The sequence below is a fragment of the Propionicicella superfundia DSM 22317 genome, from assembly GCF_000423465.1.
Lineage (GTDB): Bacteria > Actinomycetota > Actinomycetes > Propionibacteriales > Propionibacteriaceae > Propionicicella > Propionicicella superfundia.
Genome location: NZ_KE384020.1, coordinates 196,025 through 216,647, shown reverse-complemented (window position 1 = coordinate 216,647; position 20,623 = coordinate 196,025). Strand labels below are relative to the sequence as shown.

The following is a 20,623-nucleotide window of genomic DNA, read 5'->3' as shown; positions in this document are numbered from 1 at the left end:
ACGTGACGCATGCGACGAGGACGGCGGCGACGCTGGACGAGGTACGCGAGGTCATGGGCAGGGTCCGCACGGGCATCGAGACCGTCATCGAAGGCAAGTCCGAGGCCATCGACGTGGCGCTCACGGTCCTCCTGGCCGAGGGTCACCTCCTCGTGGAGGACATCCCGGGCGTCGGCAAGACCATGCTCGCGAAATCGCTCGGCCGGTCCATCTCGGCCGAGGTCAAGCGCATCCAGTTCACGCCCGACCTGTTGCCGACCGACATCACCGGCGTATCCGTCTTCAACCAGCACACGCAGGACTTCGAGTTCAAGCCGGGCGGCATCTTCGCTCAGATCGTCGTCGGGGACGAGGTCAACCGCGCCTCGCCGAAGACCCAGTCCGCACTGCTGGAGTCGATGGAGGAACGGCAGGTGTCCGTCGACGGCACCACGTACCGGCTCCCCACGCCGTTCATGGTCGTCGCCACCCAGAACCCGATCGAGATGGAGGGGACGTTTCCGCTGCCCGAGGCGCAGCGCGACCGGTTCATGGCCCGCATCAACCTCGGGTACCCGGCCCGCGCCTCCGAACTGGCGATGCTGGACTCCCACGGGACCCACAACCCGCTCGACGCGCTGGCACCGGTCACCGACGCGGCGACCGTCACCGCGCTCATCGAGGCGGTCACCACGGTGTTCGTGGCGCCCGTCGTGAAGGACTACCTCGTCCGAGTGGTCGAGGCCACCCGGCACACCGCCGAGCTCCGCCTCGGCGCCTCACCCCGTGCGTCCCTCCACCTGCTGCGCGCCAGCCGCGCCGCCGCCGCCCTCGCGGGACGCGATTTCGTCATTCCCGACGACGTCGCCGGACTCGCCCCGGCCGTCCTCAGCCACCGGCTGCTGCCCGCCGCCCACGCACGGCTCTCACGACGGGACATGGGCGACATCGTCGCGTCGATCATCAAGACGGTCCGCATACCGACAGGACGGTGATGGCCAACCCCTGGACCCTCCTGAGCGGCCGCGGGAAGGCCCTGCTGGTCTCCGCTGCCGTGCTCGGCGTCGGCGCGATCGCGTCCGGGCAGCGCGACCTCCTTCTGGCGGCCGTGCTTCTCCTCGCACTGCCCGCGCTCGCCCTGGCCTCGGTCCTGGCCGGCCGCCCGCGGCTCTCGGCGACACGACCCGTCACGACCGTCCAGGTTCCGCAGGGGCAGCGGTTCACGACGCGCATCGACCTGACGCGCTCCGGTGGTTTCATGCTGTGCGACCTCCTCGTCGAGGAGACCGTCCCGGACGCGTTCGACGGGCGCGTCCGCTTCGCCGTGACGGATCTGCGCGGACGCTGGCAACGGCAGATCCGCTACGACCTCGTCGCGGCGCGCCGCGGACGCTTCCGCCTCGGTCCCCTCGTCGCCGACGCCGTGGATCCGTTCGGCCTCGCCCGCTCCCGGCGCGTCCTCCCGGGGACGACCGAGGTGCTCGTGCCGCCGCGGATCACACCCCTGACCGAGCTCTCGCGGGGAACCGCGGCCGGCCTGGTCGGGCTCGTGTCGCGCATGGGGCATGTCGGCAGCGACGACGTGATGGTCCGCGAGTACCGCACGGGCGACGACGTGCGCCGCATCCACTGGCGATCGTCGGCCCGGGCGCAGGCACTGATGGTGCGCCGCGAGGAACAGGCCAGAGATCTGTCGGTCACCCTGCTCGTCGACACGCGGGCACGCGCACACACCGGGCCGGAGGCCGAGGGCACCTTCGAATGGACGGTCGCGACGGCGGCGTCCATCGCGCTCCACTGCGTCGACGAGGGGTTCGCGCTGACCCAGGTCACCGCCGACGGCCGACTCTGCGCCGACTCCCGGCCGCTCACCGGTGCGAGCATCCTCACCACGTACGCCGAGCTGGCCGAGAGCCCGGCATCGGGCCCGCCCGGCCGAGATGCGGGCGCCGGGCCGGGCAGCGGCCTGCTGATCGCGCTCACCGGACGCCTCTCGCCCGCCGACGCCGCAGCGCTGGTCGATGCCGCCGGTGCACGGGCCGGAGCAGCGATCGTGTGCACGCAGGACCGTGACGAGGGCACGGTCGCGGCGGCGACCGCGCTGCGGGAAGGCGGCTGGACGGTCGTGGAGGCCGATCCCGCGACCGACGTCGGCAGTGCGTGGCTGCACCTCCTCCGCGCGGGAGGCAACGCATGAGGTACGAGCGGCGGATGGCCCTGGCCGGCATTCCGGCCGTCCTGCTGAGCGCTGTGCCGTTGACGACCCTGACCGAGGACAGGACGCTGATCGCCCAGGCCGCGCTGGTCGTCGCGGCCCTGCTCGGCCTGGGCGTCGCGCTGCGCGCGCTACGCCTCCCCGAGCCTCTCGTCGGCGTCCTGCTCGGCGCAGGCTGGCTCGCGTACGGCGCGTTCAGTCTCACCGGCCTCGCGCCGAGCGCGGCGTGGGAGGACCGTCTCGCGACCGTGTTCTCCGCCGCGCTGCAACACATCCAGACGGAGGTCGCGCCGATGGCCGTCGACGTCTCCGTCCGCTTCTTCCTCGTCATGATCATCGGGCTCATCGGCGTGATGTTCGACCTGTGCGCGATCACCTGCCGCGCGCCCGGAGCGGCGCTGCTGCCGCTGACGGCGCTGTACCTCGTTCCGGCCCTGGCCCTGACCGCCGACGTCGCCGTCTGGACCTTCCTCCCGGTCGCGGCGGCCTGGTGCCTGGTGCTGGGCACGGCGGAGGCCGGCCGGATCCGGGACTGGGCCGCGGGCGTCGGCGTGGACTCCGGGCCTCCTGCCGTCTCCGCCCGGCTGGGGCTGCCCCTCGTCGCCGCGACGGGGGCCCTCGCCGTCACGCTGGCAGCCGGCATGGTGATCCCGCCGCTGGCGCCCCGATCGCTGACCGGGAGCTCCGGCAGCTCCCTGCTGCTGCGCGACCCGTCGCTCGACCTGCGCCGCAACCTCACCGAGCAGTCCTCGCAGGTCGTGCTGCGCTATCGCACCGATGCCGACGGCGGCACGTACCTGCGGATGGCCACCCTCGCGAGCTTCAGCTCCGAGGGGTGGAAGCCCGCCTCCCAGACCATCCGGTACGGGCCGATTCCCGACATCCCCGGCTATTCCCAGTCCGGCGCGCGGCGACAGACGACCCACGTCGAGGTCGGTCAGTTCGACAGCCAGTGGCTCCCTGTCCCCTACGCGCCCCGCTCCCTGACGACGAGCACGGGACGCTGGGGGTTCGCCGTGGAGTCGCTGGACGCCGTGACCGAGGACGCGGTCACCGCCGGCATCAGCTACGACGTCGAGTGGCTCGATGTGCGTCCCACCGCCGAGCGGCTCGCGACGGCTGTCACCGGCACTCCGCAGGAGGGTGCCGAGACCACGGCGCTGCCGAGCGACCTGCCCGACGAGATCCGGGAACTGGCCACCGAGATCACCGCCGGCGCCGACACCCCTCATGCCCGGGCGATCGCGCTGCAGGGCTTCCTGCGATCCAGCCGCTTCATCTACAGCACCGACCCGCAGCCCGGTTCGGGCTACGACGCCCTCACCCGCTTCCTGTTCACCGACCGCACCGGGTACTGCGAGCAGTTCGCGGCCGCCTTCGCGGTGCTGGGCCGGGCCGTCGGCCTGCCGACCCGGGTCGTGGTGGGGTTCACCCCCGGCACGGTCGTGGACGACATGTACGAGGTGACCGGCCGCCAGATGCACGCATGGCCCGAGGTGTACTACGCGGGTCTCGGGTGGGTCGCCTACGAGCCGACGCCCGGAGTCGCGAGCCCGCCCGCCTACACGCGGCCGACGTCCACGCAGACGACCGCACCGACCGAGACGACGCCGACCTCCGGCACCGCCGAGACCGCACCGACGACGCCGACCAGCACCTCGGCGCCGACCACCGCCGCGCCCGTGCCCGGTGACCAGCGTCGCACCGACGGTGCGTGGCTCGCCGGTGCCGGCATCGTCGCCGGGATCGCGGCGCTGGCCGCGCTGCTGGCCGCTCCGGGCATGATCCGGTCGCGCCGCCGCTCCCGGCGACTCGACCCGGTGGCCGGCCGGCCGCCGGCCGAGCGTGCCGAAGCGGCCTGGGCGGAGGTCCGCGACACCTTCGCCGACCTCGGGCGTCCGTGGCCGGAGGGGTCCGTGAGACAGGCCGCGGCCTCGCTTGCGGAATCCCTTCCGTCGGCCGGCGCCGATGTCCACCTGCTCGCGCAGGCGGTGGAGCAGGCCCGCTACGCGGCGCACCCGGTGATTCCGGCGGACGTCGGCGGTGCAGCCCTCGCGATCATCGTGCAGGCCCGGACAGGGGCCACCCGCACGCAACGCGTGCGGGCGCGGATCCTGCCCAGGTCGCTGTGGAGGACCGACCGCGACGAGCCGATCAGCTCGCCGGGCGCGTGAGCCGCTCGAGTTCGCGTTGGACGATCAGGAACTGGGCGAGACCGTAGCTCTCGTCGTCCGGTCGCCGCCTCTCCACATGGCTGCGCACCACGCGGAGGGTGTCCCGATGCTCCTCCGCCCATCCGCGGACCCGTTCCGCGGGGTCGGCATCCCCTCCGTCCAGCGCGTCGCCCGTCAAGGTCAGCACCAGCCGGTACATGTCCTGCCGCAAGGAGTCCTTCGTCGCGGCGTCCCAGCGGTTCTCACCCGCGGTGCCCGCCAGAAGGTCCATCAGCTCCGGGAGCTGCAGCTCTTCCACCAGGTGCAGGTACCCGCGTGCCGCATCGGTGAGTGACTCCGCTCCTCCGGCCGCCATGTCCACGACGCTCAGAAGGCCCACGCCATCGGGCAGGCTCGCCGCCTGGTGCGCCAGCGACCGGGGAGCGCCGAGGTCGAGGTAGGCGTCGACCCGCTTCAGGTAGGCGCCCCGGGCGCGCGGCCCGTGCAGGTCCTCGATCCCCGCTCGGAGCGCCTGCACGGGACCCACGTACCGGTCGATCTCGGCGTCCACCGTGCCCACGGGCGGCGTGCGTCCGAGCAGGTAGCGCACGGCGCGGTCGAGCACGCCGGTGAACTCCCGGTAGAAGCCCCGTTGGGTCGTGCTGGCGACATCGCCGTCCAGGGTTTCGATCTCGTCGAAGAAGGACGTGCTGTCCAGAGCCTCGCAGGCGACGACGAACGCCTTGACGATGTCGCTCACAGCAGCGCCGGAGTCCTCCATGGCCCTCTGGACGAAGGTGACGCCTCCGCGGTTGACCACCGCGTTCGCGACTCGGGTCGCGATGATCTCGCGTTTGAGCGGGTGCCGCAGCAGGGCGTCGCGGAAGTGTCGCAGCGGGGGCGCGAAGTAGCCCTCCAGGTCGTGGAGGAACCACGGGTCCTCGGGCAGGTCGGACTCCAGGAGCTCCTTCTTCAGCCCGAGCTTGGCGTACGCCACCAGCATGGACAGCTCCGGCGACGTCAGACCGCGACCATCCTTGGCCCGCCGTGACAGCTCGTCGCCGTGCGGAAGCGCCTCGACGGCGCGATCCAGGCCCGCGTGCTGCTCGAGCCACGTCATCAGACGCTCCGTGGCGCCCAGGCTCTCGGACCCGAGGGAACGCTCATTGGCCAGGAGCACGTTCTGCTCGTAGTTGGTTCGCAGAACGCTCCGGGACACGGCCTCCGTCATGGAGAAGAGCAGTTCGTCACGCTGGTCACGCGTCATCCGTCCCTGCTTGACGACGGCATTGAGCAGGATCTTGATGTTCACCTCCTGGTCGGAGGAATCGACGCCACCGGAGTTGTCGATGGCATCGGTGTTGATCCGGACGCCGGACTCGGCGGCCTCGATCCGTCCGCGCTGGCTGACCCCCAGGTTCCCTCCCTCGCCGACGACTCGGCACCGCAGTTCGCGGCCGTCGACCCGGACCGCATCGTTCGTCCGGTCGCCGACGTCGGAGTTCGCCTCGGCCCGCGCCTTGACGTAGGTCCCGATCCCCCCGTTCCACAGGAGGTCGACAGGAGCTGTCAGGATCGCGCGGATCAGCTCGGCGGGCGTCACCGCGGGAACATCGGGCATCCCCAGTGCCGCACGCATCTCCGCGGTGACGTCGATCGACTTCGCGGCGCGCGAGAACACGCCTCCGCCGCTGCTGATGAGCGCCTCCTCGTAGTCGGTCCACGAGGAGTGAGGCAGCTCGAACAGTCGCCGGCGCTCGGCGAACGACCTCTCGGGGTCGGGCGTGGGATCGACGAAGATGCTCCGGTGGTCGAAGGCGGCCACGAGCTCGATATGGCGGCTCAGCAGCATGCCGTTCCCGAAGACGTCTCCGCTCATGTCGCCGACGCCGACCACGGTGAAGTCGTCCACCTCGGGATCCAGGTCCAGCTCGTAGAAGTGCCTCTTGACCGATTCCCACGCGCCGCGCGCGGTGATCCCCATCGCCTTGTGGTCGTATCCGCTCGAACCGCCTGAGGCGAAGGCGTCCCCGAGCCAGAAGCCGCAGCCTTCGGACACCTCGTTGGCGAGGTCCGAGAACGTCGCGGTCCCCTTGTCGGCCGCCACCACCAGGTACGGATCATCGCCATCGTGACGGACCACCCGGTCGGGGTGTTTCGTGACACCGTCCTCGATGGTGTCCGACACGGCGAGCAGGCTGCCGACGAACAGGGTGTAGGCGGCCCGCCCCGCGCTGAGCCATGCTGCGCGACTCTGCTGCGGGTCGGGCAGCCGCTTCGGGTAGAAGCCGCCCTTTGCGCCGGCCGGGACGATGACGGCGTTCTTCACCGCCTGAGCCTTGACCAGCCCCAGGATCTCCGTCCTGAAGTCGTCGCGCCGGTCGGACCACCTCAGCCCGCCGCGGGCAACCTTGCCGAAGCGAAGATGGACGCCCTCCAGAGTCGGGCCGTACACCCACGTCTCGATCTCCGGCCGGGGCGCGGGCAGATGCGGGAGGAGTCTCGGGTCGAGCTTGAAGGCGATGGCGTCGGGCAGGGGGGATCCCTCGCGAGCGGACTGGTAGAAGTTCGTGCGCTGACCGGATCGGATGACATCGACATAGGCGGCGAGCATCCGGTCGTGGTCCAGACTCGGCACGGCGGCCAGGAGGCTCTGCAGACCCTCCTGGACGGCATCCTCACGTGCCCGCCGATCCTCGTGGCCGAGGCCGAAGCGGGCTTCGAAGAGCGCGACGAGCTCCCGGGCCACAGCCGGGTTCTCGATGAGCGCACGCTCCAGATACCCCAGGGAATAGGGGGTCGTCTGCCGCAGGTAGGTGGCCAGCATGCGCAGGGCGACGATCTGGACCCACGTGAGGCCGGCCGTGCCGATGAGCCGGTTGAGGCCGTCGCTCTCGGCAGTCCCGTCCCAGACGGCGAGGAACCCCGCGACGAACCCCGCCTCGCCGCCGCCCGAGTCCTTCCAGTGCTCCTCCTCGGCCGCCACCCCGAACTCCAGGATGAAGCGAGGCGAGCCCTCGCCGTCCTGGACCGTGTGCGTGCGCTCGTCGATGACGCGAAGCCCGAAGTCGAGCAGGATCGGCAGGACCTCGGTGAGCTCCAGCGACCGCGCGGAGTAGACCCGGAATCGACGCTCGCCGGGGTGCCCCTCGGGATCCCGGTAGAGACTCGCCCGCAGCCCTCCCTGATCCAGGCGCTCGAGGTGCCCGACATCGATGGCCGCCCTCCGGGGCGAGTACAGCGCGCGGTAGGCATCGTCGAAGCCGCCCCGCCACCGGGCCGCCAGCCTCGCGGCCTCCGCCTCGCCGTATTCCGACACCAGCGCGGAGAACCAGTCGGCGGCCCAGGTGCGCAAGGCGCCGCGGATCCGCTCCTGGATCGCAGGGATGTCGACCTGGGCCGGCGGGAACGGCGTGTCCGAGCGGATGATGAAGTGGACCATGGCCACGGCCGATCCCGTCACCTGGACCGAGTGCTGGGCACTGTTCCCCCGGAGCGCACTCATCAGGATGCGCTGGACCCGATCCCTCGCCTCGGGCGTGTATCGGTCCCGAGGCATCAGCACCAGGCACGACGTGAACCGCCCGTACACATCGGGACGCACGAAGACCTGGGCCTTCCCGTGGAAACGTGAGGCGACGACCCGTGTGGCCACCTCCGCCAGATGGCTCACGTCCGCCTGGAACAACTCGTCCCGGGGATACCGTTCGAGGAAGTTGTCCAGTCGCTTCCACGCATGGCTCCCGGCGTCGTGGCCGCTGCCGGCGAGCACACGCGCCACCTTCGCGGAGACGACCGGGATCTCGTGCACGGAGGAGTGGTACACGTTCGAGGTGAACAGGCCGATGAAGCGATGCTCCCCGTTGGGCCTTCCCTGGGCGTCGAAGGTCTTCACACCGATGTAGTCGAGATACTCCGCCCGGTGGACGGTGGAGACCGAGTTCGCCTTCGTGATCACGAGCACGGTGGCCGCGAGCGCCTTCTCCCGCCGCGTGCCCTTCAGGATCCGGACCCCTTGGCCGGTCGCGGCGCGCATGAGACCGAGCCCCGTGCCCGGGCTGTGAATCAGCGCGGTGCCGCCCTCGACCTCCGACAGCTCGTACCGGCGATAGCCCAGGAACACGAAGTGGTCCCGCGTGAGCCACTCCATGAACTCCTCGGTGTTCGCCCGCTGGTCCTCGTCGACCGACGGCGATCCCTCCCCGAGCGATGCGGCGATCTCCCGGGCCTTGTCCGTCATCGCGGCCCAGTCGCCCACGACGGTGGCCACGTCGACCAGGACCTCGCGCACGGCGTTCTCAAGCCGCGACAAGACGTCTCGGTCCGGCGCCTGCGGAACCTCGACGTGAATCCAGGACTCCTTGTCACCGTGGCCGGAGAAGCCGGTCACGACGCCGCCCTCGTCCCGGACCACGTGGAGCACCGGATGGGTCAGAAACCGGATCTCCTGCCCCAGCCGGTCGAGGGCGGCCGTGATCGAGTCCACGAGGAACGGGGTGTCTTCCGCGACGATCTGGATCACCGTGCTGCCCGGAGCCCAGCCCTGCGTCTCGGCGCGCGGCGTGCAGGCCCTCACCAGGGTCTCGCCCTTCCTCCGCTCCCGGCCGAGTTCGATGTGGCTCAGGATCGCCCCCCGGAGATCCTCGCCGTCCCGCGCGGCAAGGTCTTCGGTCAGGAGCTGGTCGTAGTACGCCTCGATCAGCGCGGCATCCACCAGCGGGTCGGCATGGGCGCTCCGGGCAACGTCGGCAAACACGGAGGCACGGCGTTCGTCCAGTTCCGGCATCGGTCTCTCTCCTTGGATACATAAGGGTGGGCGTGGTCTGCTCGGCGCGACGGTGCCGAGCCGCAGGGGGTCAGCCTTCGCGGAAGGAGACGCCCATGGACCCTTCGGGGTAGTGCCACTCCAACGTGCCCGGTGCCGCGACGGCACGGCATGTTCCGCATTCGAGGCAGGCCGCGTACTCGACGGCGATGGTGCCGTCCTCCTCCTCGGAGTACACGTGGGCCGGGCAGACCCGGACCAGGAGCTTCCCGGTCCCGGTTCGCCGCGCCTCCTCCTGGTGGACCAGGATGTGCGAGTTGCCCTCGTCGACCTCGTAGGAGTTGCCCCCCAGCCGCTCGGTGACACTGCCCCAATCGTTCCCCGTCATCACAACGCCCTCATCGCCCGATATCCGATCGTCGCCAGCCGCCGAATCGTCAGCGGTGACCTCTTCAGTGCGTTCCCGGCGGTGGCGGTCAGGCGTCGCCGCGGCGAGAGATCGAGGTTGTACACGTTGTACAGGACGTCGGCGAGCAGTTCGCCCGCCTCCTTGTACATCTCGGGCGTCTCAAGGAACTCGGGCGCACGGGCGTAGGTGTCCATGTCCTTCCCGACGAAGCTCTCCTTGTAGCGGGTCAGGTACCCCATGAGCCCCTCGCGCGAGACGTCCCCCCGCGACAGCGCCTCGTCGATCGCCTCTGCCGCCGCCTTGGCCGATCCCGCAGCAAGGTCCATCCCCCGGATGGTGAACCCCGTGTTCAGCGTGAAGCCCGCCGCGTCTCCGATCAGCACCAGCCCGTCGTGCACGAGGTCGTGCTGCATCGCTCGGCCCCCTTCTGCCACGAGATGGCAGCCGTACTCCAACAACTCGCCGCCCGTGAGGAACCCGCGCACGGCCGGGTGGGCGAGGAAGTGGTCGTGGACCTCTGAGGAGGTCCGCTTCTTCGCGACCAGGTCGTCGAGCCGCAGGACCACACCGATCGAGATCGAATCGGTGTTGGTGTAGAGGAATCCCCCACCGGCGACCCCCTGGGTGCAGTCGCCCACGACGGCGTACGCCACCCCCTGGTCGCCCTCGACGTTGAAACGGCGCCGCACCTCGTCCTCGCCGATCCGGATCACGGACTTGACCCCGACGGCCAGGTGCTTCGTCGGCTCCTGTGCGCGCAGGCCGGCGTCCCTCGCGATGAAGGAGTTCACTCCGTCGGCCGCCACGACGACACGCGCCCGGAGCTCGTCGTCCCCGGCCCGGATCCCGGTGATCGCGCCTCCTTCCCGCAGGAGGGCATCGACCTTCACACCCGACATGACCGTGACGCCGGCGTCTTCGGCCCGGGCGGCGAGCCACGGGTCGAGTCTGGCTCGCAGGACGCTCACCGCGTTGACCGGTTCCGCGAGGCGGGCGTCCCAGTAGTCGATGTTCACCAGCGACGCGGCGTTGAGGAAGCTCAGGCAGTTGCGCGTGATGCGCCGTTCGACCGGCGCGTCCTGGAGGAAGGTCGGGAAGAGCTCCTGCATGATCCGGCAGTAGAAGACGCCCCCGGACAGGTTCTTGCCGCCGGGCTCCGCGCCGCGCTCGACGAGCAGGACGTCGCGGCCCGCCGTGGCCAACTGGTGCGCACAGACCGCTCCCGCGACGCCACCGCCGATGACGATGACGTCGAAGTCGTATTCGATGTCGGTCATTGCCGCGGTCATCGTCCGAGTGCAGCGGTGAGCGCGGGGAGCACCTCGTGCAGGTCGCCGACGATGCCGTAGTCGGCCTGCGTGAAGATGGGCGCCTGGGGATCGCTGTTGATCGCGACGACCACCCTGGAGTCCTTCATGCCGACCGTGTGCTGCACCTGCCCCGAGATACCGACGGCCAGGTAGATGTCCGGTGCGACACGGCTGCCCGACACCCCGATGTAGCGATCCCGCGGAAACCATCCGCTTCCTTCGGCCAACGGCCGCGAGCAGGCCAGTTCGGCCCCGATCGAGACCGCCAGGTCGGACGCGAGCTGGAGTTCGCTCTCGGCCTTGAAGCCTCGTCCGCACGCGACGATGCGGCGCGCCGCCGGCAGATTCGCCTGCTGGGACGTTCCGGGGTCGATGCCGGAGATCGTCGCGGCGTAGCCGTCGCCCTCGGCCGGCTCCCCGGCTGCGGCCTCCCCCTCCGTCTCGCCGTGCGCATCCACGACGAGCAGGATCGCCTTCTCCAAGGAGACGGTCTCCTCGGCGATCCCGCCGTATCTGGGCACACGGACCTCGTCGGTCGCCACGTGATTCACGCCGCGTGCGACCGGCAGCCCGTGGCGAGCGGCGACGGCCCCGGCGATGGCCCGGTCCGCGCTGCCGCTTCCGGTCAGCACGACGTCTCCCGGCTGAGGGTCGACGTGCGCCGCGACGACGGGCGCGACCGCTTCGAGCGGCGTTCCCGCAGCGACCTCGACGCGAATGACCCGGTCGCCGCCGCCGGCCTTCGCCGCGGCGTCGCCGACCGCCACGACGATGACGTCTCCTCCTCGCGCACGACCGAGTTCGAGCAGCGATCCGATCGCCGGCTGGGTGGCGACAACCCACGTGTTACTCATTGTTCGTCCCTTTCAGGTCCTGGGTGCGGATCACAGCACGCCGGTGGTCTTCAGCGCGGCCGCCAACTCGGCGGGCGCGTCCGCGCCGTCGAACAGTTCCCGCCGGCGCGCCTGCGTCGGCGCCGGCGCCCGGCCCACGACGTCCCACGTCACGTCGGCCGGCTGCACCTCGGCCAGGGCGACGTCCTCGCTCGGCTTCTTGCCGGCCGCAAGGATGTCCTTCATGCCGGGGCTCTTCGCTTCGACGGCGTCCGTCGCCACGGAGATGACGACGTGGCCCGCCACGTCCACCGTGCGCGTGCCGCCCTGGTGGTCCTGCACCAGACGCCACCCGTCCGCGGTGCGATCGATGGCCCTCACCTCAAGGAAACAGGGCCATCCGAGGTGACCGGCGATCAGCGCGGGGATCATCTGCGCGCCCTCGTCCACCGAGGCGTCGCCCGTCATGACGCAGTCGACGCCGTCGATGCGCTCGACCAGGTGCGCCAGCGCGGAGCCCGTCGCGGTGGCGTTCCATCCGCTCGTGGCGTCGTCGGCGAGGACGAGCGCCCGGTCGAGCCCGCGTGCCAGGGCTCCCTTGCGGGCGTTGGGCGTTCCGGCGGCGGCGCCGCCGACGGTGACACCCACCACGTCGCCTCCCGCGGCAGCGGCGGCGTGGCGCGCGAACTGGATCGCCACCGAGTCGTACTCGCTGACCGCCTCCTTCGCACGAGACCAGTCGACGTGACCGTCCGGAGCGACGGACGCGTCCTGGGAGTTGGCGGCGTATTTGTACGCAACGACGATCGTCATCGCAAGTCCTCCACATCGGTCGTGCCGGCGAATGCATGGGCGGGCGTGGCCCGCCAGGAAGCGAGCACCTCGTCCGCGGTGTGCGCCCCGAGCGCGGGGCTGGGGGCCGACGTCGGCGGATCGTCGGACCGCTCGTCGTCGAAGTCGACGGGATGCCGCAGATAGGGAGTCTCGCCGAGAACGGGGTGGGCGAAGGAGCCCAGGGTGTGACGGTGACGCGCATGCTCGCTGCCCAGGGCCTGGTTCAGGTCCCAGATCGGCGCCGCGGGCACCCCGGCCTGGGCGGTGGCTTCCAGCACCTGGTCGACATCGAGTCCGCTCGTCCACGCACCCACGAGCGCCGTGATCTCCTCGAGCCTGCCGCTCCGATGGGCATCCCCCACGTACCGCGGGTCGACCCCCAGCTCGGGGCGTCCGATCATCGTGCACAGCCGCGCCCAGATCGCGTCGTTCGCAACCGCGATCGCCACCATCCCGTCGGTGGTCGCGAACGTGTCGAACGGCACCGACACAGGATGACGATTGCCGATGCGCCCCGGCAGGGACCCGGTCGCGGTGCGGAGGCTGAGCGCCGTGACCTGCAATGCGAGCAGCGAGTCGAACATGGAGATGTCCACGTGACGCCCCCGGCCCGTCCGCGAACGGTCGAACAGCGCCGCGCAGATCGCCCACCCGGCGAAGAGACCCGCGACCAGGTCGCCCAAGGACTCCCCGACGCGTGTCGGGGGTCCGCCGACCTGACCGGTGCCGGCCATCAGGCCCGACATCGCCTGGACGATGAGGTCGTAGGCGGGCCGTTTGGCGAACGGCCCTTGCTGCCCGAACCCCGAGACGCTCGCATAGACCAGGCGCGGGTTCACCGCGCGCAGGAGGGGCGCGTCGATGCCCAGGCGGGTGGTGACGCCGGGCCGGAAGTTCTCGATCACCACGTCGGCTTCCTCGACCAGCGAGAGGAACGTCGCGTGGCCCACGGGGTCCTTCAGATCCAGCACCACGCTGCGCTTGCCCCGATTGAGCTGCGCGAAGTACACGCTTTCGCCGTCGACGAAGGGGCCCAGGTGGCGCGCGTCGTCGCCGCCCGGCGACTCCACCTTCACCACGTCGGCGCCCATGTCGGCCAGCAGGCCCCCGCAGTAGGGGCCCGCCAGGACGCGGCTCACGTCGAGCACCTTGACGCCGTCCAGGACCGGGGATGTCTGCCCGCTCATCTCACTTGCCCCTCGTGAACAACTGCCGTGCGATCACGATGCGCTGGATCTGATTGGTTCCCTCGTAGATCTGGGTGACCTTGGCATCGCGCATCATCCGTTCGACCGGGAAGTCCTTGCTGTATCCCATGCCGCCCAGGAGCTGGACGGCGTCGGTGGTGACGGCCATCGCGGTGTCGGAGGCCAGGCACTTGGCGGCCGCCCCGAAGAAGGTGAGATCGCCCGCCTTGCGAATGCTGCGGTCGGCGGCGGCGTAGGTCATCTGTCGCGCCGCCTCGGTGCGCATCGCCATGTCGGCCAGCATGAACTGCACCCCCTGGAACGCCGCCAGGGGCTGGTCGAACTGTTTGCGCTCCTGCACATAGCCGACGGCGACGTCCAGGGCGCCCTGTGCGATGCCGACCGCCTGGGCGGCGATGGAGATGCGTGTGTGATCGAGCGTTCCCAAGGCCAGCCCGAGGCCGTGGCCACGCTTCCCGACGAGACGATCGGCAGGGATACGGCAGTTGTCGAGGATCATCTCGCGGGTGACGGAGCCGCGCATGCCCATCTTGTGCTCGGGGGCTCCGTAGGAGACACCCGGATCGTCGGCATGAACCATGAAGGCACTGATGCGGTGCCGCGGGTCCTCGGGATCGGTGTTCGCGAACACGATGAAGTACTTCGCGACTCCCGCCGAGGTGACCCATGCCTTGACCCCGTCGAGCACGTAGTGCCCGCCGTCCTGCTGGGCGCGGCAGGTCATGCCGCCCGGATCGGAGCCGGCCTCGGACTCGCTGAGGGCGTACCCGAACAGCGCCTCGCCTCGCGCGACCTCCGGCAGGTAGCGCTGCCGCTGCTCTTCGGTTCCGTAGTGCAGCAGCGGTGTCATTCCCAGCTTGTTCGACGACAGCACGATGGACGACGACGCGCAGACGCGAGCGATCTCCTCGATGACGATCGCCGCCGACACGGCGTCCAGACCGTCTCCCCCGTACTCCTCCGGGATGCCCGGCGCGGCGAAGCCGGCCTCGATCAGCGCCTCGTACTGGATCTGTGCGAACTCCCCCTTCTCATCCACCGCAGCGGCATTGGGCTGCAGCGTCGAGGTTGCGAACTCGCGAACGAAATCACGCAGCAGTTCTTGGTCCTCGGAAATGTGGAACGACATTCTATTCTCTACTCTCCAGTTCAGGAAGATGGGCAACTGAGCGCCACGCTCAGCCGATGCTTGCGTCCTTGCGGTCGACGACCATGCCCTCGGGATAGATCATGCGCGACGGATAGTCGAATGCGTTCCGGCTGATCGGGTAGTACAGCACGGCAGTTCCGATCAGACCCACGATCCACGAGAGATCGATCCCGCCCATCATCCGCGCAAGAGGACCGGTGAACAACGCCTGGGACATGAAGGGGATCTGAATCAGCACGCCCACGAAATAGACCGCGACAGTGGGGACGTGGAGCTTTCCATAGCGTCCCTTCACCGAGTACAGCGCCGGGACGTCGATATTCCGCTTCGCGACGATGTAGAAGTTGATCAGGTTGATGACCGACCACGGGACGAAGAAGAGCAGAAGGCAGAGGATGAAGTTCTTGAAGTTTGTGAGGAAGTCGGCCGAGGCCCACAGTGCGATGCCGATGACAACCAGGTTGAAGCCGATGACGAAGGAGATCCTCACCTTGGGAGGAATGGTGTCCTTGCCCGTGAATCCGGACAGCGCCGTCGAGATCGCCATCACGCCGCCGTAGGCGTTCAGGGTGTTGACCGTGAGCTTTCCCACGACGATCGTGATCAGGACGAGCACGGTGAGAACCTGGTTGTGGGCCAACCCGCCGATGAAGCCGACCTGGTTGCCCAGGAATGCCTTGCCGCCCGCGACGGCGACGAAGACGCCGAGAGTCATGGAGAGAGTCGCGCCCAGCACCGAGCCGGCGAAGGGACCGAGCCACGCACGGCCGAACGGCGTGTCGCGAGGCAGGTACCGCGAGTAGTCGCCCGCGTAGGGGGCGTACGTGAGCTGCCATCCCGCGGCAAGGGCGATGGCCAGCATGAACGGAACCAGCTCGAACTGCGAGTTCGCCAGGGCCCCGCCGAACGAGTTCGTCTGGAACAGCCGGATCGCGACGTACCCCAGGCCGACCATGCCCACGGTCGAGGCGATGCGGCCGAGTCGGTGGATGACGTCGTACCCGAAGATCGCGATGACGGCGGTGATGCCCGCGAAGATCACGATCCCGATCCATCTCTGGTCGGACCCGATGGCCGCGTTGATCGCCTGCCCGGACAAGACCGTCCCGGTCGAGGCGAAACCCAGGTACATCATGAGGACGAGGACCAGGGGGATCGTCGCCCCATAGACGCCGAATTGGGCGCGAGAACTAATCATCTGGGGCAGCCCGAGGCGTGGCCCCTGCGCCGAGTGCAACGCCATGACCGTGCCACCGATGACCTGACCGATGAACAGACCGAGAATAGCCCATAGTGCGTCGGCCCCGAAGACCACGGCCAGGGCGCCGTCCACGATTGCCGTGATCTGCAGATTCGCCCCGAACCACAGCGTGAACTGGCTCCACGGGGTCCCGTGACGCTCGCTGTCGGGGATCATCTCGATCGACCGACGCTCAATGCCTTTCTTGGGGGACGGGGTCCCCTCCGACTCACTCGCGACCTTGTCCGCGACGCCCATCTTCGAGCTTCCTTTCTTTGAGCCTCGTTGCTCCATGGATAAGGGTCTCTCACGTGCGTGACCGCCTCAGCACTCGTCGCCCCATTGTCTGAGACCCGAGACAGAAACTCACTGCCGCGTTATTGAAAGATCTCGTGATCGACCGCTGAAGGTACTGCATCTGCCTCGTCGAGGTGCGCAGGCGTCCTCGACGAACTCACGCCGTGGGATTCACGGCGGCATTGCGGCGATGCCGTGAGGCGATCGCTATCCGGCCCCGGCTAGCGCAAACACGCGCGGAGGATGTCGTCCACCATGCGTGCCGCAAGCCGAGCGGTGCGGCCGTCCACGTCGAAGCGCGGGTTGAGCTCGGCGACATCGAGGACCGCCAGCTTGCCCGATGCGGCCACGGCCCGGCACATGTCACGCGCCACGCTCACGTCGATGCCGAATCCCGCAGGGGCGCTGACGCCGGGCGCGACCGCAGCCGGGAAGCCGTCCAGGTCGATCGTGAGATGGACCAGGTCGACCTCCGCCAGGAACTCGCGCACGAAGGCGCTCGCCAGCGGCGGGGTGCACTCGTCGTCGAACAGGATCGACACGCCCAGCGACTCGGCCGTGTCGAACAGCTCACGCGTGTTGTTCGCGATCGAGATGCCTGCCGCCGCATAGCGGAACGCCCCGCGTCCCCGATGGTGCAGGAACATCTGCAGGAAGGGAGTTCCCGAGGTGGGGATCTCGGCTCGCCGCAGGTCGAGATGCGCGTCGAGATTGAACACGCCCTGCCGTTCGCCTGTTCGGGATCGCTCACATGCCGCGAGCCCCAGGTAGGAGCCGAAGGCCACGTCGTGCCCGCCACCGAGCACGACCGCCAGCGCGCCTGCATCGACGACCTCGCGGACGGTGGCGCCCAGCAGAGCCTGTGCGCTCTCGAGGTCCTCACCCTCGACCACGATGTCCCCGAGGTCCACGAGCTCCGCCGGTGTGCCGTCGCCCCGTCGCGGAGCGGCCAACTGGGCGAGCATCTCTCGGATCGAGGCGGGCCCCGCGGCCGCTCCCACACGTCCGTGGTTCCGCCGGACGCCCTCGTCGCTGCAGAAGCCGATCACGGCCGCGTCCGGAGCGACTGCCGGCTCCGGCGGCCAGCCGAGACGGACCGTCGAATGCCAGCGCGCGTAGGCGTCCCCGCTCCCGTCGTCGCGACCCGACCACTGCACGGCGGATCGCCTGCCGGCACTCATCGTCGTCCTTCCGCAGGTTGCGAGGAGTCCCCGGCAACGATCCGCCCCGAACGGATGACCTGCCGGACCAGAGGCACGCCCGGCCGGTAGGCCAGGTACAGGTGCGAGGGGGCATCGAGGATGGACAGGTCGGCGCGGCTGCCGGCCGCGAGGATGCCCACGTCGTCCCTGCGCAGCGCCCGGGCGCCGCCCGCCGTCGCCGCCCAGAGCGCCTCGTCGGGTGTCATGTGAAGATCACGGACGGCGATGGCGATGCAGAACGGCAGCGAGGTCGTGTAGCTCGTGCCCGGGTTGCAGTCGGCCCCCAGCGCCACGGTCACACCGGCATCCAGCATGCGCCGGGCGTCGGGGTACGTGTTCCGGGTGGAGAAGTCGGCCCCCGGGAGCACGGTTGCGACCGTGTCGCTGCCGGCGAGCGCCTCGATGTCGGCGTCGTCCGTGTGACACACATGGTCGACGCTCGCAGCGCCCAGCTCGACCGCGAGCTGGACCCCGCCGCTGTGCGTCAGTTGGTTACCGTGCAGACGGATGCCCAGGCCGGCCTGCCGCCCCGCGAGGAGGACCGCACGGGACTGGTCCACATCGAAGGCCCCGCGTTCGCAGAACACGTCGATCCACGTCGCGTGGGCAGCGGCGGACGGCACCATCTCCTCCACGACCATGGAGACATAGGCATCCTTCCGGCCCTCGTACTCGGGCGGGCACACGTGTGCCGCCAGGAGCGTCACCTCATCGGTGTGCCGTCCCGCGACGAGCAACGACCTGAGCTCCCCCGAGGACGTCTGCTCGTACCCCGACTTGCACTCGATCGTCGTCGTCCCCTGCCTCACCAGTTCCGCGGTGAGCCGGGCGACGTTCGCGCTCAACTGCTCGTCGCTGGCCGCACGTGTCCGGGCCATCGTGGTCCGGATGCCGCCGGCGCCGTAGGGCAGCCCCGCCATGCGTGCCGCGAACTCCTCGGATCGCTCCCCGGCGAAGACCAGGTGGGAGTGGGATTCGACGAAGCCCGGGATCACGGCGCCGCGCCCGGCGTCCACCCGGCAGTCCGCTCCGGCCCGATCGACCTCATCGTGGCGCCCCACCCACAGGACACGCTCGCCCTCCACGACGAGCGCCGCGTCGGTGATGATCCCGAGGGGACCATCACCGCGCGACGCGTCGTTGGTGACGAGGCTGCCGATGTTGTCGATCAGGGTCGTGCCAGCCCCGTCCACCCGTCAGCTCTCCTGCATCGGGATCCGGACGCCGCGCTCCCGGGCCACCTCCGCAGCGTGCTCGTACCCGGCGTCCACGTGCCGGATGACCCCCGTGCCGGGGTCGTTCGTGAGCACCCGCTCCAGCTTCTGGGCGGCAAGCTCGGTGCCGTCTGCGATGCACACCTGCCCCGCGTGGATGGAACGTCCCATCCCGACGCCGCCACCTTGATGGATCGAGACCCAGGAGGCACCCGACGCCGTGTTCAGCAGGGCGTTGAGAAGCGGCCAGTCCGCGACTGCATCCGAGCCGTCCTTCATCGCCTCGGTCTCGCGATAGGGGGAGGCCACGGAGCCGGAGTCGAGGTGGTCCCGGCCCAGCGCGATCGGGCCGATCTCGCCTGCGGCGACCATCTCGTTCAGCTTCAGGGCCGCACGGTGCCGTTCCCCGTACCCCAGCCACGCGATCCGCGCCGGAAGGCCCTGGTAGGCGATCCGCTCCTCCGCCATCTCGATCCACCGCCGCAGGTGCTGATTCTCGGGGAACAGCTCCACGAGCGCGGCGTCGGTCTTCCGGATGTCCTCCGGGTCGCCCGACAGCGCCGCCCAGCGGAACGGGCCGAGCCCCTCCTCGAACAGCGGACGGATGTAGGCGGGGACGAAGCCGGGGAAGGCGAACGCGTTCTCGAAGCCGCCCTTGCGCGCCTCGTCCCGGATGGAGTTGCCGTAGTCGAAGACCTCGGCTCCGGCGTCCTGGAACCCCACCATGGCTGCGACGTGGGCTGCCATGGAGGCCTGCGCGGCATTGACGAAGATCTCCGGCTCGGCCGCCGCGCGCTCCGCCATGACTTCGAGGGGCATCCCGGCGGGAAGGTATTTCAGCGGGTCGTGCGCGGAGGTCTGATCCGTGACGACGTCGATGGTGATGTCGCCGGCGAGGTGGTGTTCGAGCAGTGCCGGAACCAGCTCGGCCGCGTTGCCGAGCACGCCGATGGACAGCGGGCGGCGGGCCGCCTTCGCCTCGTTCGCCAGCGCGATGGCGTGTTCGAGATCGTCGGCACGCATGTCCAGGTACCGATGCTCGATGCGCCGCTCGATACGGCTGGGGTCGCATTCGATACAGATCGCCACTCCGTCGTTCATGGTCACGGCCAGAGGCTGGGCGCCCCCCATCCCGCCCAGGCCGGCCGTCAGCGTGATCGTCCCGGCGAGCGTGCCGACGAAGCGCTTCCGGGCCACCGCGCCGAAGGTCTCGTAGGTTCCCTGCAGGATCCCCTGGGTGCCGATGTAGATCCACGATCCGGCCGTCATCTGGCCGTACATCATGAGGCCCTCGTCCTCGAGCTCACGGTAGTGGTCCCAGGTGGCCCAGTCGCCCACCAGGTTCGAGTTCGCGATCAGGACGCGGGGCGCCCACTCATGGGTGCGGAACACGCCCACCGGCTTGCCGGACTGCACCAGCAGGGTCTCGTCGTTCTCGAGGCCGCGGAGGGTCCGGACGATGGCATCGAACGCATCCCAACTGCGGGCGGCGCGTCCACTGCCTCCGTAGACCACCAGCGAATCCGGGTGTTCCCCCACTTCGGGATCGAGGTTGTTCATCAGCATGCGGAGGGCGCCTTCCTGCGCCCATCCCTTTGCGGTCATGTCCGTGCCGCGCGGCGACCTGACAGGTCTCGCTCCGCGTGTGAAGTCGACGGCCATCTCTGCTCCTTTGCACTGGTCGGTGTGTTTGAAGTGTCTGGTCTGACCCGGCCGAGATCTACCATGTCCCTTATTCATCTAGGATCCGAGACCATTTGGGTTGAGCGGAGTGACCGTGACAACCCGCCAGTTAGCGTGTGCCAGGCCTGCAG

At 69.7% G+C, this 20,623-nt stretch carries 14 protein-coding genes; 3 read left to right on the top strand and 11 right to left on the bottom strand.

All coding sequences use genetic code 11. From position 1 onward, the window contains the following. The first annotated feature begins 53 nt into the window (after nucleotides 1–53). From G555_RS0106085 to G555_RS0106075, 3 genes are read left to right on the top strand one after another with little or no spacing between them, the layout of a single operon-like run. Nucleotides 54–974 carry an AAA family ATPase gene (locus tag G555_RS0106085; RefSeq protein WP_051208667.1) on the top strand — a complete coding sequence of 307 codons (921 nt, stop codon included), beginning with the start codon at nucleotides 54–56 and terminating at the stop codon, nucleotides 972–974. Further along, nucleotides 974–2,176 (top strand): DUF58 domain-containing protein, encoded by a 1,203-nt coding sequence (locus tag G555_RS18300; protein ID WP_051208500.1) that lies wholly within the window; start codon nucleotides 974–976, stop codon nucleotides 2,174–2,176. The genes G555_RS0106085 and G555_RS18300 overlap by 1 nt, the downstream gene beginning before the upstream one ends. Then, on the top strand, nucleotides 2,173–4,368 hold the full coding sequence (locus tag G555_RS0106075; protein WP_028708187.1) for a transglutaminase TgpA family protein: 2,196 nt from the start codon (nucleotides 2,173–2,175) through the stop codon (nucleotides 4,366–4,368). Before G555_RS18300 ends, G555_RS0106075 begins: the two co-directional genes overlap by 4 nt. Here G555_RS0106075 and G555_RS18295 read toward each other — a convergent pair. The 11 genes from G555_RS18295 to hutU form a co-directional block, all read right to left on the bottom strand. Continuing rightward, complete coding sequence (locus G555_RS18295; protein ID WP_051208499.1) at nucleotides 4,349–9,133, bottom strand: NAD-glutamate dehydrogenase; 4,785 nt, start codon at nucleotides 9,131–9,133, stop codon at nucleotides 4,349–4,351. The genes G555_RS0106075 and G555_RS18295 overlap by 20 nt on opposite strands. 70 nt (nucleotides 9,134–9,203) lie before the next feature. Next, complete coding sequence (locus G555_RS0106065) at nucleotides 9,204–9,500, bottom strand: ferredoxin family protein (RefSeq protein WP_028708186.1); 297 nt, start codon at nucleotides 9,498–9,500, stop codon at nucleotides 9,204–9,206. Next, entirely contained in the window at nucleotides 9,500–10,810 is a 1,311-nt protein-coding gene (locus tag G555_RS0106060; RefSeq protein WP_342662667.1) for an FAD-dependent oxidoreductase, read from the bottom strand. Before G555_RS0106060 ends, G555_RS0106065 begins: the two co-directional genes overlap by 1 nt. Further along, a complete protein-coding gene (locus G555_RS0106055; protein ID WP_028708184.1) occupies nucleotides 10,807–11,640 on the bottom strand; it encodes an electron transfer flavoprotein subunit alpha/FixB family protein in 834 nt (277 codons plus the stop codon). Before G555_RS0106055 ends, G555_RS0106060 begins: the two co-directional genes overlap by 4 nt. Nucleotides 11,641–11,715: 75 nt before the next feature. Then, nucleotides 11,716–12,477, bottom strand: a complete 762-nt coding sequence (locus G555_RS0106050; RefSeq protein WP_028708183.1) for an electron transfer flavoprotein subunit beta/FixA family protein — start codon at nucleotides 12,475–12,477, stop codon at nucleotides 11,716–11,718. Beyond that, nucleotides 12,474–13,685, bottom strand: a complete 1,212-nt coding sequence (locus G555_RS18290) for a CaiB/BaiF CoA transferase family protein (protein ID WP_051208498.1) — start codon at nucleotides 13,683–13,685, stop codon at nucleotides 12,474–12,476. Before G555_RS18290 ends, G555_RS0106050 begins: the two co-directional genes overlap by 4 nt. Before the next feature lies 1 nt (nucleotide 13,686). Continuing rightward, a complete protein-coding gene (locus G555_RS0106040; protein ID WP_028708182.1) occupies nucleotides 13,687–14,835 on the bottom strand; it encodes an acyl-CoA dehydrogenase family protein in 1,149 nt (382 codons plus the stop codon). A gap of 49 nt (nucleotides 14,836–14,884) precedes the next feature. Further along, a complete protein-coding gene (locus G555_RS0106035) occupies nucleotides 14,885–16,354 on the bottom strand; it encodes a purine-cytosine permease family protein (RefSeq protein WP_211223187.1) in 1,470 nt (489 codons plus the stop codon). Between the two features lie 260 nt (nucleotides 16,355–16,614). Then, entirely contained in the window at nucleotides 16,615–17,574 is a 960-nt protein-coding gene (gene hutG, locus G555_RS0106030) for a formimidoylglutamase (RefSeq protein ID WP_028708180.1), read from the bottom strand. Then, complete coding sequence (gene hutI / locus G555_RS18285) at nucleotides 17,571–18,788, bottom strand: imidazolonepropionase (RefSeq protein WP_051208497.1); 1,218 nt, start codon at nucleotides 18,786–18,788, stop codon at nucleotides 17,571–17,573. The genes hutG and hutI overlap by 4 nt, the downstream gene beginning before the upstream one ends. 3 nt (nucleotides 18,789–18,791) lie before the next feature. After that, nucleotides 18,792–20,471, bottom strand: a complete 1,680-nt coding sequence (hutU, locus tag G555_RS0106020; RefSeq protein ID WP_028708179.1) for a urocanate hydratase — start codon at nucleotides 20,469–20,471, stop codon at nucleotides 18,792–18,794. Nucleotides 20,472–20,623 lie beyond the last annotated feature (152 nt).